The 12,649-nt window shown below is 69.9% G+C and carries 13 protein-coding genes; 4 read left to right on the top strand and 9 right to left on the bottom strand.

What is annotated here, in order from left to right:
- Window positions 1-115 precede the first annotated feature (115 nt).
- From QHF83_RS17960 to QHF83_RS17940, 5 genes are all read right to left on the bottom strand, one after another.
- Window positions 116-592 (bottom strand): hypothetical protein, encoded by a 477-nt coding sequence (locus QHF83_RS17960; protein WP_282419079.1) that lies wholly within the window; start codon window positions 590-592, stop codon window positions 116-118.
- Window positions 593-701: 109 nt separating this feature from the next.
- Window positions 702-2,615 (bottom strand): beta-ketoacyl synthase N-terminal-like domain-containing protein, encoded by a 1,914-nt coding sequence (locus QHF83_RS17955; RefSeq protein WP_282419078.1) that lies wholly within the window; start codon window positions 2,613-2,615, stop codon window positions 702-704.
- Window positions 2,612-3,400, bottom strand: a complete 789-nt coding sequence (locus tag QHF83_RS17950) for a hypothetical protein (protein WP_282419101.1) — start codon at window positions 3,398-3,400, stop codon at window positions 2,612-2,614. Before QHF83_RS17950 ends, QHF83_RS17955 begins: the two co-directional genes overlap by 4 nt.
- Window positions 3,400-5,625, bottom strand: a complete 2,226-nt coding sequence (locus QHF83_RS17945; RefSeq protein WP_282419077.1) for a beta-ketoacyl-[acyl-carrier-protein] synthase family protein — start codon at window positions 5,623-5,625, stop codon at window positions 3,400-3,402. Before QHF83_RS17945 ends, QHF83_RS17950 begins: the two co-directional genes overlap by 1 nt.
- 60 nt (window positions 5,626-5,685) lie before the next feature.
- Window positions 5,686-5,952 (bottom strand): phosphopantetheine-binding protein, encoded by a 267-nt coding sequence (locus tag QHF83_RS17940; protein ID WP_282419076.1) that lies wholly within the window; start codon window positions 5,950-5,952, stop codon window positions 5,686-5,688.
- A 174-nt stretch (window positions 5,953-6,126) separates the two neighbouring features.
- Between QHF83_RS17940 and QHF83_RS17935 the strand changes: the two genes are divergently transcribed.
- The 3 genes from QHF83_RS17935 to QHF83_RS17925 all read left to right on the top strand — a co-directional run bounded on the left by QHF83_RS17935 (window position 6,127) and on the right by QHF83_RS17925 (window position 8,102).
- Window positions 6,127-6,918, top strand: a complete 792-nt coding sequence (locus QHF83_RS17935; protein WP_282419075.1) for an enoyl-CoA hydratase/isomerase family protein — start codon at window positions 6,127-6,129, stop codon at window positions 6,916-6,918.
- A gap of 30 nt (window positions 6,919-6,948) precedes the next feature.
- Window positions 6,949-7,362, top strand: coding sequence for a DUF962 domain-containing protein (locus QHF83_RS17930; protein ID WP_282419074.1), 414 nt, complete (start codon window positions 6,949-6,951; stop codon window positions 7,360-7,362).
- Window positions 7,363-7,916: 554 nt separating this feature from the next.
- A complete protein-coding gene (locus tag QHF83_RS17925) occupies window positions 7,917-8,102 on the top strand; it encodes a hypothetical protein (RefSeq protein ID WP_282419073.1) in 186 nt (61 codons plus the stop codon).
- A gap of 57 nt (window positions 8,103-8,159) precedes the next feature.
- On the opposite strand, the gene QHF83_RS17920 is transcribed toward QHF83_RS17925, so the two are convergent.
- From QHF83_RS17920 to QHF83_RS17910, 3 genes are all read right to left on the bottom strand, one after another.
- A complete protein-coding gene (locus QHF83_RS17920) occupies window positions 8,160-8,939 on the bottom strand; it encodes a hypothetical protein (protein WP_282419072.1) in 780 nt (259 codons plus the stop codon).
- Window positions 8,940-9,106: 167 nt separating this feature from the next.
- The gene (locus tag QHF83_RS17915; RefSeq protein ID WP_282419071.1) at window positions 9,107-9,424 is read right to left on the bottom strand and encodes an SWIM zinc finger family protein; all 318 of its coding nucleotides are present in this window, start codon (window positions 9,422-9,424) and stop codon (window positions 9,107-9,109) included.
- An 11-nt stretch (window positions 9,425-9,435) separates the two neighbouring features.
- Window positions 9,436-9,978 (bottom strand): hypothetical protein, encoded by a 543-nt coding sequence (locus tag QHF83_RS17910; protein ID WP_282419070.1) that lies wholly within the window; start codon window positions 9,976-9,978, stop codon window positions 9,436-9,438.
- 420 nt (window positions 9,979-10,398) lie between these two features.
- Between QHF83_RS17910 and QHF83_RS17905 the strand changes: the two genes are divergently transcribed.
- Window positions 10,399-11,295 (top strand): DUF4352 domain-containing protein, encoded by an 897-nt coding sequence (locus QHF83_RS17905; protein ID WP_282419069.1) that lies wholly within the window; start codon window positions 10,399-10,401, stop codon window positions 11,293-11,295.
- A gap of 183 nt (window positions 11,296-11,478) precedes the next feature.
- On the opposite strand, the gene QHF83_RS17900 is transcribed toward QHF83_RS17905, so the two are convergent.
- Window positions 11,479-12,621 (bottom strand): aromatic ring-hydroxylating dioxygenase subunit alpha, encoded by a 1,143-nt coding sequence (locus QHF83_RS17900; protein ID WP_282419068.1) that lies wholly within the window; start codon window positions 12,619-12,621, stop codon window positions 11,479-11,481.
- Between the last annotated feature and the right edge of the window lie 28 nt (window positions 12,622-12,649).

The following is a 12,649-nucleotide window of genomic DNA, read 5'->3' as shown; positions in this document are numbered from 1 at the left end:
TTCGATGAACTGCGCATCGCGCAGTTCATCGACCCCGGGTCCAGCGCTTGCGCTGGTCCGGGTCCAGGGGTGGACAACCCCTGGTGGGGCCTGGGGCGAAGCCCCAGCGCGGCGGTCACATCCCGGCGACGATGCGGAAGTCGCCGTTGTAGGGCACGAGCTCCAGGCGGTTGTCTTCGACCTTGCGGCGCCACTCCTCGCCCTTCGTGCCGGGGATGCGGTAGCTCGCGCTGTAGGTGTAGTCGACGAAGATCAGGTCGTCTTCGTGGACGATGCGGCGGTAGCGGATCTCGTAGCGGATCGCGCGTGCGTCTTGGAACGCGCCGGTCAGGTAGGCTTTCAGGCCGGCGTAATCGATGTCGTCGCCGGGATCGACGTTCCCGCCGTCCTCGTAATAGTCGGGTGATGCGAAGCCGTAGAGGACGGCGACGTCCTTGTCTTCGACGGCGTGCCGGTACTTCTCGCAAAATGCGATGATCTTGCGGTTTTCGTCGGTGTCCTCCACGTCCGTGTTGGGGATGTAGCGCGTGGCGCATCCCGTGAGCGTGGAGAGGGCGAGCGCGAAGGCGGCAAGGATTCGGGTCGAAGGCATCGCTGGGCTCGAACCCCCCTCGAGGGGGCGGGATTCCGGGGAATCGAGGGTCGACGACGGGGGCGCGCGAGCGCGCGTCGAGGTCTACGCGCAACTTGCCAGACGACCCCTACCTCCGGCAAGCCGACCGCCAATTTGTCACGAAATCGAGCACTTTTGCCTGCAAGGCAAGGTGCCCGATCGGGCCTTCGTGGTGGTCGCTCGTGATGTCAGGGTCGATCGAAGCAAGCGCGTTTTCGGCTGAAACACCGAGCAAAACGGCCACCGCGCCCTCGGCGTAGGCGCGGCCCGACGCGGACGTGCATGACAGAAGATCACGCCCCGCGGGGCCGGCGTCGTCGACCGCGAGCACGACGATCCGATCCGCGTCGCCCATCGCGACGAGCTCGGCGCCCACGCTGAGCGCCTCGGTGCCGCCGTCGAGGCCTGCGTTCACGGCGAAGCTCGGACCGCGAAGCTGGTAGACGATCGCGCACTCGCCTGCGACCGCGTTCGGCGACGTGGCCGGGAAGAGGCGTGGATCCACGGCGGCGGGGCCACGCGCGCGGCGACGTGCGTCGAAACGATCGTTCGTGTCGAGCGTGGCGAGCGCGTGTCCCGCGACGATGCCGGCGCCTGCGAGGGACTCGCGACCGACGTTGCGAGCGAGCTCGGCGACGGCGCGCATGCCGAGGCGACAGAGCGGATCGAGCCGCGCGAGACGATCCCGCGGGACACCGGTGAGCTCGGCGAGCTCGACGAGATCGACGCTCGTGATCGCGGCGTGCGCGTGCAGGTACACGGGGCGCGCTTGCCTTCGCGTGCGTCCGCTCGGCGCGCGCGTGAGCACGAGTGCGGCGTTCGCGCCGCCGAATGCCGCCGAGAGCTTGAGCGCGGCATCGAGCGGGCGTGCTTCGGCGCGGTCGAGCCGAGAGACCGCGGCGTCCGGATCGAGCTCCCCTTCCCCTGCCGCGGCGGGCGCGACCCCGCGTCGCAACGCGTCCCCCGCGGCGAGGGATTCGAGCACGCCGGCCGCGCCGAGCGTGTGGCCGATCTGCGCCTTGAAGGGATGCACGATCGGCGCGGCGACGCCTTCGAAGACCCGGGCGATCGCGCGGGACTCCATCGCGTCGTTGAAGGGCGTCGCCGTCGCGTGCGCGCTGACGAGCCCGATCGCCGCGGGCGCGAGTCCGCTGTCGGCGATCGCCGCGGCGCCCGCGCGCGCGAGACCGTCGCCGGTGCGATCGGGCGCCGTGATGTGCACGGCGTCCGTCGAGGCGCCGAAGCCCGCGACGCGGACGAACACCGAGGCGCCGCGCGTGTTCTCCTCGCGCACGAGCGCGACGAGACCGGCGCCCTCGCCGAGGCTCATGCCGTCGCGGCCGACGCGAAAAGGCCGAGGCCGCGAAGCCGTCGTCGCGCGCAGGGCCTCGAAGCCGGTGGCGACGAAGCCCGACACCGCGTCGTAGCCGCCCGCGATCACGAGGTCACAGGCGCCTCGCTCGAGCCACCGCAGGCCGAGGCCGATCGCCAGGGTCGAGGCGGCGCACGCGGCGACGAGGTGCACCCGACGGCGAACGTACGAGCTCGAAAGACCTGCCGCGGCGAAGGCCTCGTCGAACGGCGCGAAGTAGGTGGCGCGCCTCGCGAGCGCGGCGCGCTCGTCCTCGCGCACCTGCTCGCCGCGGGCCCACGCTTCGCGGGCCGCGAAAAACCGCGTCGCCCCGAGCATGCCGCCGCTCGACGTGCCGACGGCGATCCCGAGGCGTTCGCCGCGAAAGCCGGGGCGCGCCTCGTCGAGGGAACGCACGATCTGCCCGAGCGCGCAGGCGAGCAGCGTTGCCGCGTGATCCTCGAAGGGCGAATCCTCGCGGGGCAGCGCCGCGCGTGCCGCGAAGGGACGCGCGAGGCCGGCGCGGGCGAGCTCCTCGTCGCGCGCGAGGACCACCCGCGCCGGCTCGCCGACCTCGCCCGCGTGATAGGCGCTCGGGCCCACGCCGAGCCCCGAGACCGCGCCCACCGCGATCACGCATGCATCACTCACGACGCCCCTCCTCCCGCCGCATCGACCTCCGCGGGCGCGTCCGGATCCGCGAAGGCGCGCGGGTTCGGCGCGCGCCCCGTCTCCTCGCCCTCACACGTCACCGTCACCGTGAGCCCCGTCGAAGCCTGGCGATACCGCACCGTGCCGCACCCGATCCGATCGGCCTCCACGACCTCCTCGTCGAGTTTTTTCGCGCCTGTCCCCTCACCCGACCACGTCGTTCGCCGCGCCGAGAGCGCCCCCGAGTCCGCCGCGTAGAGGTCGATCACCGCCGCGCCGTCGCGCAGCATGAAACGATCCCCCGCGGGCTCGACCTCGTGCCAGAGCAGCCTCCCCGACGCGGGCCGGAGCAGCCACCAGCGGAGGAAATCCACGGGCAGGCCGCGCATCGCGGCGCGGGGCGTCGAGGCGTCGCCGCGCTTCAGCAGATCGATCGCGGGGACCGCGAAACGAAAGCGCTCCCCGCGCACCCAGAGGTCGAGCGCCGTGGTGCCGCCCGGCCCGAGCAGGATCATGCGCAGCGAGTCCGGCGGCGCGATCGCCACGGCGCCGCGCGCCTCCAGCGTGCGGCCCGTCAAAGGCTCCCGCAGCGCGAGCGCGAGCTTCAGCGTCCGCGCGCCCTGCCCTTCTGCTTCCTTCGAAAGCGCCGCGAGCTTCCGCCGCGCCTCACGCCAGCTCGCGAGCGTCGGCGCCTCCGCCGCGCGCGGGGCGAGCGCGTCCGGCGCCGCGCACGAGGTCGTGCCGAGGCAGAACACGCAGGCCCCGAGCAAGCCCGCGCGGCGCATCACGACGAACCAGGTTCGTCCGGAGATCGCTCGGCCGTGAGCAGCAGCGCGTACCCCCGCTCGGGCGCGTGCCCCACGACGAGCGCCGCGTCGAGCTCGCCCCGCGCGATCGCGGCGAGGGCCGCGGCCATGGCGAACCCGCCCGCGCCCTCGTGCACGCCCGACCGCGGCGCCACGGCGCGGTGCGGGACAGCCGCCCAGGCCTCGGGCAAACACAGGCCAGGCGGGAGATCCTCCTGTCCGGTGAGAATCGCGGCGCGCTTGGGCGGCTCCGGCGCGCCGTCGAGCGCACCTTCGCCCGCGCCGCGCCACGACGTCCACCAGGGCAGATGCGCGAGCGGCCGGATCCCGCGCGCCTTCGCGTGCTCCTCGGCTTCGAGCAGGATCGCGCTCGCGCCCTCGCTGCGGACGCCGCGCGCCTCGCCCGAACAGACGGGCCCGAGGCACCGCTCGATCATCGGGCTCGCCTCCTCCACGCTGCCGGCCGCGAGCACCTCCCCCTCGCCCACCGCGATCAGATCCGCCGCCGTCACCACCGCGCACTCGGCCGTCACGCCGAGGTCGGCCACGGCGAACACCGGACCGCGCAGCCCCAGGTAGATCGACGCGTGCCCCACGGGCGACGAGGGCACGAGGTTCGGGAAATCCGCCGGGCTCGCGAACTTCACGCCCTTCTCGTAGATGCGCCGCATGAACGCGGTCGAGCCGTCCACGCTGCCGAACGCCGCGCCGAGGATCGCGCCCACCTCCGCGCCGATCGAGGGATCGAGCGGATCCAGGTTCGCATCCCCGAGCGCCCGCTGGATCGCCACCGCCGACAGACGGCCCGCACGATCGAGCCTTCGCGCGCGGCCCACGTCGAGGTGCTCGGACGCCTGGAAGTGGATCGGACCCGGCGCGGGCGCGGGACCGGGCTCCAGATACGCATCGTTCTCCCGCGCGCCGAGCACGCCGAGCGGACCGATGGTCGCCGCGGAGACCACCACCACCGATCGTCGCGCCGGCACCTCCGGCGCGGCGAACACGTCCGGCGCGGCGAACACGAGCGACGTGTCCGTTCCTCCGAAGCCGAACGAATTCGACATCACGGCACGAACGTTCGCCTTCGTCGCGCGCGTCGTGTGCGCGAGCGGGCAGGCGGGATCGACCTCTTCGAGCCCCATCGTCGGCGGGACCTCGCCGCGCGCGATCGTCATGACCGACACGGCCGCCTCGATCGCGCCCGCCGCTCCGAGCGTGTGCCCGATCTGGCCCTTCACGGACGAGACCAGGACGCGCTCCGCTTCCGGCCCGAAACAAGCGCGGATCGCCGCCGCCTCCATCGAGTCGTTCAGCGGCGTCGCCGTCCCGTGCGCGTTCACGTGGTCGATGTCCGCGGGCGACAGGCGCGCCTTCGCGAGCGCCGCCTGCATCACGCGCGCCGCCGTGCGCCCCTCGCGCTCGGGGTTCGTGATGTGGTGCGCCTCGGCGCCCACGCCCCAGCCGACGAGCTCCGCGATCGGCCGCGTCACGCCGCGCGCGCGGCTCGCCTCCTCGGGTTCGAGCACCAGGAACGCCGCGCCCTCGCCGAGGTTCAGGCCCGCGCGGCGCTTGTCGAAGGGGCGACACGGGTTCGGGTCGACCGCCGAGAGCGCGCCGAACCCCGTGTACGTGAGCCGGCAGAGCCCGTCGGCCCCGCCCGCGACCACGCAGCGCGAGACGCCCGCGCGGATCCAGGCCGCCGCGAGCAGGAGCGCGTTCGCTCCGCTCGAACACGCGCTGCACACGCTGCGCACGCGGCGGAACGGACCCACCGCCGCGCGCACGTGATCGGCCGTCGACGAGAGCGGATGCGTGAGCATCGCCCGCAGCGGCTTGATCGCGTCCGCGTCCCGCGACAGCTCCGCGAGCAGATCTTCGGTCTCGTACATCCCGGCCGTCGTGCCGCCGACGATCAGATCGATCGGCCCGCGCGTTGGCGCGACGCCGGCCTGCGCGAGCGCCTCGCGCACCGCGAGCACGCTCATCGCGTCCGTGCGCGACCACGCCTCGGCGTCGCCCTCGGGCGCGACCTCGGCCGCCGAGAGCCCCCGGACCTCCGCGGCGAGCCGCGTGCGCATCTCGGGCAGGTTGAAGAGCGAAAGCTCGCCGAAGGCGCGATCGCCCGCGAGCAGCCTGTCCATCGTGACGCCTGCCCCGCGCCCGAGCGGCGAGACGACGCCAATGCCGGTCACCCAGATGCGCATGCGCCCCTCGGCCTCGTCACGGAGTCCCCGGCGCGTTCGGCCGGGCGACAAAGATCCTCGTCAGGCCGCGGCCTTCGCGCTCACGATGTGGTCGGCGAGCGCGTTGACCGAGGCGAAGATGCTCCTGGCGTCGTCTCCCTCCGGGATACGCACGCCGAACTTCTCTTCCACGGACATGGCGAGCTGCAGCGCATCGAGCGAATCGAGCCCGAGCCCGGAGCCGAAGAGCGGCGCCGCGTCGTCGATGTCCGTCGGCTCCTTCCCCTCGAGGTTGAGCTCGGTGACCATGAGTTCCTTGAGCTTCTGCCGCACGTCCGCAGGATCCATGGGTATCAACGCGTCCCAGGTAGCACGAAACCGTGCCCCGTTTGAAGGTGGATCGCCCGCCGCGCCCGAGGCCGGCGTCGCGACGAGCAAGGAAAACACGCGGGCCGCGCGAGCGGGCCCGCTGTAGCGGCGACGGTGGATCCGGTCGCGCCGTCACGGTAAATGGGGCGCGCCATGGCTCTTGTCGAGTGCGAAACAAAATCCCGCGTCGCGGTCCTCACGCTGAACGACCCGCCGGTGAACGGCTACACGCACGAGATGATGAAGGAGCTCGACGCGGCGATCCTCGCGGCGCGCTTCGATGACGCGGTGCAGGCCCTCGTCGTGACCGGTCACGGCGAGAAGTTCTTCTGCGCCGGCGCCAACATCAACATGCTCGAGGCCGCGTCGCCGAGCTTCAAGTACCAGTTCTGCCTCCACGCGAACGAGACCCTCCTGCGCCTCGAGCACACCCCGAAGCTCGTCATCGCCGCGCTGAACGGCCACACCGTCGGCGGAGGCCTGGAGATCGCGCTCGCTTGCGATCTGCGCGTCGCGCGTCGTGGCGCCGGGAAGGTCGGCCTGCCCGAGGTCGCGCTCGGCGTCCTGCCCGGCACGGGCGGCACGCAGCGCCTCGCGCGCCTCGTCGGCAAGCCCCGCGCCATCAAGCTCATGTGCGAGGGCACGACCTTCGACTTCGACACGGCCCTCGCCTACGGCCTCGTCGACGAGGTCTGGGAGACCGAGACCCACGCCGCGTTCCTCGATCGGGCGATCGCGTATGCCCAGGGCTTCACGACCCCGGGCCGCGCGTCCCTGGCCGTCGGGCGCATCAAGCGCGCGGTGCAGACGGGCCTGGAGATGGGCCTCGAGCAGGGCCTCGCCTTCGAGCGAGAGCTCCAGGCCGAGCTCTTCGCCTCGGACGACGCCCGCGAGGGCATCGCGGCCTACGTGGAGAAACGCAAGGCGTCGTTCCAGGGCAAGTGAACTTCGGCGCGGCGTGGTAGCCTTTCACGCATGTCGACGAAGGACATCCAGAGCTTCGAAGAATTCTGGCCGTTTTACGTGCGCGAGCACAGCAAGAAGGCGACGCGCGTCTTCCACTTCGTGGGGACGACCGCGGCGGGGCTCACGGCCCTCGCGGCGATCGCGCTCCGTCGTCCGGCCCTGATCCCGGTCGCGCTCGTGGCCGGCTACGGGCCCGCGTGGGTCTCGCACTTCTTCATCGAGAAGAACAAACCCGCGAGCTTCAAGTACCCGCTCTGGTCCTTCGCGGCCGACTGGGTGATGTGGAGCAAGATGCTCGAGGGCACGATGGACGCCGAGGTCGAACGCGTGATGGCGGCGAACAGCAACGGCCAGGGCCACGCCGAGGAAGAAACCACGGCCGGCTACACGCACTATCAGGCGGGCACGAACGGGGTGAACTGAGCCTGGGGACGCTGCGCTGGGGCTTCGCCCCAGACCCCACCGGGGCTATCCGCCCCTGGACCCGGACCAGCGCAAGCGCTGGACCCGGGGTCGATGAACTGCGCGATGCGCAGTTCATCGAGCAGGCCGAGTCAAGACCGGCGACGACCCTGCCCATCAAGACAGCCGCGCTGCCCTTTCGACGTGCAAGGCTCTCTCACGGGCCCGTTGGAAGAACTGCGCGGAGCGCAGTTCTTCCACCCCGAGTCCAGGGCTTGCCCTGGTTCGGGTCGAGGGGCGAACAGCCCCCGCGGGGTCCGGGGCAGAGCCCCGGCGCGACGGCTCCCGATGAGACCAGTGCTCAAACCACATGGATCTCCGCGTCGATCCTCGACGTGAGGTTCCAGGTGGCTGTCGGGCCGAGGCGCGCGACGCGAGGTGGATCCGGGCGGCCGACGGGCGCTCGTCGAGGGGCGACGGGGGCGATGGGCGCCGGACTGGCTGCCGTCGAGGGGCGACGGGAGGCGGTCGGAGCCGGACTGGCTTCCGTCGAGGGTCGGCGGGGGGTCGAGAGGATGCGACTTCGTTTCGTCGAGAGCACGCGGCGGGTGATCGGCCTGGCGATGGGGGGCGGCGAAGGTTTGCGGGTGGGCGGGGGCAACGCGAAGGCGGAGGCGCGCGCGCGCGTGCGCTTGCGGGTGCGCTTGCGGGTGGGCGTGCGGGTGCAGGTGCCGGAGCGGGCGCCTGGAATGCGAGGGTGAGGGTTTTCGGGAGGCGGTCGGCCGAGCGAAAAGGGGCGTCGACCGTCGACGGCGACGCTATGCGCCCGTCGTCCCCTTTTTCCGCCATGCATCGAGCGTGCGAATCCCCTCCCCCGTCCACCCTTCGATGAGATCTGCCCATGCTTTCGCGGCATTCGGGGGGAGCATCGCTTCGTATCGGTCGCCCGCTCGCCCTGCCGGGTAGGCCCATGCCTGGACGGCCTCCATCAGGCCCACGACGACGAGGTTTTTCGCTTCACCGTCCCCGTGGACGAGCACGTGCTCCATCGCCTCGAACACGTCTTGCACCCACGGCGCTTTGCAGCCGCTCGTGAATGCGCGCGCGTGCCTCCGTCCCATGTCGGCGATGCCTGGATAATCGAGCCAGGATTCGTGTTCGCGCTCCGATTCGAGCCTCTGGCGAAAGCGTGGCCAGACGGCCGCGAAGCAGGCGAGCGCGCCTCGGCCGCCCTGGGGATGAGGATCGAGCGCGGGCTTCTTCGGCCCGCGCGGCGGTCGAATGTCCACACGCTCCGCGAGAGGAGCCGACAGGAGCGAGCGGTCGACATGACCATGCTCGGCTGCCCAGCGGAAGATGGCGAAGCTCTTGCGCCGCGAGCGCCATCCTCGTCCGGCGGCCTCTGCTCCTATCGTCGCCTCCACGAGCTTTGCGCGCACGTTCGGTGCCAGGCCGGGATGGACGAGCGCACAAGCAAATGCGTCGTGCGCGTCATACACGCGCTTCTCTCGTGGAGCCCCATGCGGATCCGTCGGATATGCGCGCTGCGCGGCGGCGAGCACCGAGGTCGCCGGGAAATACCCGCGAGACGATAACAAGAGCCGAGCGAGCTTCGCGGGAGATCGCGGGAAGAGCCCGGGCCAGACAGGCTCACCCGGCGCCCCCTGGGCCGTACGCACGAGGAGAGGCAGGTCCGCGTCGTCGTGCGGCGGAAGTGGCCCTGGTGGAGGAAAGGTCGTCGTCGACAAGAAGGACGCGAGGGCCATCAAGTATACCGATGCCCCGCCGGCAAGGCCTCCTCCACGAACGTATGCCCATTCGCCGCGAGGAGCAATAGCCCGAGCGCGTGCTTGCAGGGCCTTTTGCGGCTCGGGCAGCTACACCGCGCATCGTCCGCCGAGCGCGCGAAGACCGCATAGGCGTCGCCCTTCGAGCCGAGCGCCACGCCCCACACGGCATCTCCCTCGCGGCCCAGCCTGCGCCAGGCCGAGGCCTTCGCGAGCTTCTTGCCATCCGAAAATGCACGGGCGTCCGACGCCAGCGCTTGCACGCGATCGACCGTCAACGAGCCGAGCCAGGTCATGGCGTCCCCCTCTATCCCTGAAAAATCGTGAACAGCCCATGGCCCGACGAGGACGCCTCCGCGAGCGCGTCCTTCGCCTCGCGGAGCGTCGCCTCGGGGCTATACCGCTCGTTGAACGTCCGAGAGGAGAGCGCGTGCGCAATCGAGCCGGAGAGGCTCCGGCACGTCTCGGGGCTACGCCAAGCGATCGCCGGAATGCCAGATTCGGACGCGGGCAAGTCCAGCCATTCCGCGTCGCATCTCCGATACGAGAGCTCCCAGAGCGGGTGCTCGCTCTCGTCGGGATAATATTCGAGGCACCACTTCCGATGCGCGAGCGTGGAGAGAAGATGCTCCACCGCGCGCCCATACATCGCCCCCTCGGGATGCTCCACGCCCTTCGACAAAAAGACGAACGTGCCCCGCGCCATCACCTCGAATGCAGGGCGCAACCTCTCGTCGGGCGCGTCGGCCGCACGGTAGACGGCATCGACGAGATCGGGGGCATCGCCGCGAAGACGCGCCTGGAGGAGCGCAGGGTCCACGAGGAGAAGGTCGAGGAATTGGCTTCCCATGCGGCGGGGAGTCTCGTCCGGTCGTGTATTCGTGTCAACGTGGAAGGGGCGCAACGACAGGTCCCCACGCGCGGAGGTCACCTTGGAAGAGCACCCGCTCTGGTCCTTCGCGGCCGGCTGGGTGATGTGGAGCAAGCTCCTCACGGGCTGGCTTCCCGTCTGCGGCGCGTTCTTGTCCTTCCCCGATGAACGTGGGGCAAGGTAGAATACTGATGTACGAGGGTGGCGTCCCTGACGGACCCATGTGACGGCGCTCGACCATCGGACAGGATGTCCGATGATCCGCCGATCACGAACCCCCTATCGAATACGGCAAGGAATCAATCGATGGTAAGGAAAAATCATTTTTGGGCGGGACTCGCATGCCTGTCGCTGTTGAACCTCTTTGCTTGCAGCGGGAGCGACTTCGTTCTCGAGCCCGTGGGCTCCGTTCGTACCACGGAGGTCGGAGGGGTCTCGGCCCCGTCCGGCGACGCGTTCGTCGTCGTCGACCTCGTGCTCCGGAACAACTCCAGCGTGAGCCACAGGATCCTGGCCCCGCTTTTCTCGGTGCAGACGCCCAATGGTCTCGAATTCATGGGAGACGCGGTCACCGAGGCCCATCCCCAGGGGTGCAAATCGACCGCGTCCCTCGCCCCCGGGGGAAACACGCGCTGCACGATCGTCTTCACCGCGCCCGCCAATGAAACGACCTCGCTCGTCGCCTACACGGCCGAGGGGAGCGGAGACCGATACCAGGCACCGCTGAAGACCGGCACGTGCGGCATCTGCGATGGCCAATGCCATGATCTCCTGACCGATCCGGACCACTGCGGCGCCTGCAACGTGCCCGCCGGGGCCGGGACGTGTGTCGAAGGCAGGGCGATTTGCCAGGCCAACGCCGAGAGGTGCGACGGCAAGACGTGCGTGGATCTCCTGACGAGCCCCAATCATTGCGGAACCTGCAACAACCCCGAGCCGGTGTGCGTCGATGGCCAGGGGACGTGCAAGCAGGGGCAAACGTCCTGTGACGGCGTCTGCAAATCCCTCGGCTCGGACCCCTCGAACTGCGGCACGTGCGGGCGGCAGTGCCCAGGCGTCGTCTGGGGCGACTACCACTGCTCGGGTGGTTCGTGTGAATCCATCATCACCACGACCGAGCTCGCCACGTGCGACAGCGTGTGCAGCGCGCATGGCCTCGAATGCGAATACGCAGTGGCTGCCTATGCCCCCCAAGACTACGAGTTCAGCGCCGAGTGCAACGCCACGCCGAAGGCCACCGACCCCAACAATCTAGGCAAACCGCTGCACCATCTGGACTGCTACTGCAGCGGATGAAGGCGAGGTCCGCGCGGACGAGGGCCTCGTCCCGCGGGGATCTTCTGATCCAAGCCCCCACGTCCGCTCCCGCCCGCGGAAACATGGCTGCCTCATCCCTCGTGCCGGCCGTCGGTTGACGTCACTTCGACGATCGGGCACGGTGGCGTTTCAACTCGAAGCCAAGGAAAGCCATGATTCAGATCATTCGCGGGAGACGGTCTTGCGCGACGTGGCGTCGGTGATGGCCTCCTCCAGGACCCGGTGAAACTTGCCGATCAGGTGCTCGCAGCGGCCGAACAGAAAGGATCGATTCACGCCGGACGAGAGCGTGCTCTGGATCCGCTCCCCCATCGCGATGTCTTCCTCGATCGCGTTCCAGAAGATCGCCTCGTTCTTTTGCCAGTGAGCGCGCGCCTTCTCGGTCTGCGGGGGTTCCGGGATCAGCATCCCGGCGACGATGGTGGTGCGATCGATCGAAGTCGGCCACATCGTCACCACCATGGCGTGATCGGGCTGCACCAGCACGATCGTGTTGGGGAACAGGCCGTAGAGCAGGTTCGCATGCTGGCGGATCCGGTAGGTCGCGGGATCCTCGTGGCGCAGATCGACGATGCTCCGCTTGGGAAGCACCATCCGGATGTCCGGCTCCACGAAATCGAAGACGCCCGTATTGTCGAAGAAATGCGATGCAATCGTCTTCGCGTGCGTGACCCGGAAATGGTACGTCTCCCACGAGCCGTCCATCATCAGCTTCCAGTTCATGCGGCGGGTGCGCTCGCTGGGAGCATGAAGCACGTGGCTGTCGAGCTCCTCCAGGTCCTCGGCAAAGGGAAACGCGCGCGTCGCCGGCCCCGGCGTGAGGCACGCGAAGACGAGGCCGAAGCGCCGCCATACCGGGAGCTCGATCAAGCCGCGCTGCTCGAGATCGACGCCGGCAAACTCCTGTCGATGCGGCACGCCTTCGAGGCGGCCCGACAAGTTGTAAGACCACCCGTGATACGGGCAGACCAGGCGCTGGGCATGGCCACACGCGTCGGCAATACGCGCCCCGCGATGGCGGCAGACGTTGACGAACGCGCGAAGCACGCCGTCATGATCGTGCGTCACGACGAGAGGAACGCCAGCGTGGTCATGCGTGATGAAATCGCCAGGCGAAGCGACCTGCGAGGCAAAGCCGACAACGACAGGGCGCGAGCGGAGGAGCGCGCGCTCTCGTTCAAATATCGAAGGATCGAGATAACGCTCGACCGGGAGCTCGAACGGCTCGCCATCCGCGTCGCTCCGACGTCGATCGATGTTGTCGAGCGCCCGGCAGATCAGCTCGATCTGGGTTTCTTGCCGCACGGGCCGAGCTTATCACGCTCCGCTCCCG

Source organism: Polyangium sp. 15x6 (genome assembly GCF_029960785.1).
Classification (GTDB): domain Bacteria; phylum Myxococcota_A; class Polyangia; order Polyangiales; family Polyangiaceae; genus Polyangium.
This window is presented reverse-complemented; position numbering and strand designations above follow the sequence as displayed.

Excerpts from the sequence above, each read along its gene's own strand:
- QHF83_RS17960 (WP_282419079.1), bottom strand. The coding sequence starts at position 592 with ATGCCTTCGACCCGAATCCTTGCCGCCTTCGCGCTCGCCCTCTCCACG.
- QHF83_RS17950 (WP_282419101.1), bottom strand. The coding sequence starts at position 3,400 with ATGCGCCGCGCGGGCTTGCTCGGGGCCTGCGTGTTCTGCCTCGGCACG.
- QHF83_RS17945 (WP_282419077.1), bottom strand. The coding sequence starts at position 5,625 with ATGCGCATCTGGGTGACCGGCATTGGCGTCGTCTCGCCGCTCGGGCGC.
- QHF83_RS17940 (WP_282419076.1), bottom strand. The coding sequence starts at position 5,952 with ATGGATCCTGCGGACGTGCGGCAGAAGCTCAAGGAACTCATGGTCACC.
- QHF83_RS17935 (WP_282419075.1), top strand. The coding sequence starts at position 6,127 with ATGGCTCTTGTCGAGTGCGAAACAAAATCCCGCGTCGCGGTCCTCACG.
- QHF83_RS17930 (WP_282419074.1), top strand. The coding sequence starts at position 6,949 with ATGTCGACGAAGGACATCCAGAGCTTCGAAGAATTCTGGCCGTTTTAC.
- QHF83_RS17925 (WP_282419073.1), top strand. The coding sequence starts at position 7,917 with ATGCGACTTCGTTTCGTCGAGAGCACGCGGCGGGTGATCGGCCTGGCG.
- QHF83_RS17915 (WP_282419071.1), bottom strand. The coding sequence starts at position 9,424 with ATGACCTGGCTCGGCTCGTTGACGGTCGATCGCGTGCAAGCGCTGGCG.
- QHF83_RS17910 (WP_282419070.1), bottom strand. The coding sequence starts at position 9,978 with ATGGGAAGCCAATTCCTCGACCTTCTCCTCGTGGACCCTGCGCTCCTC.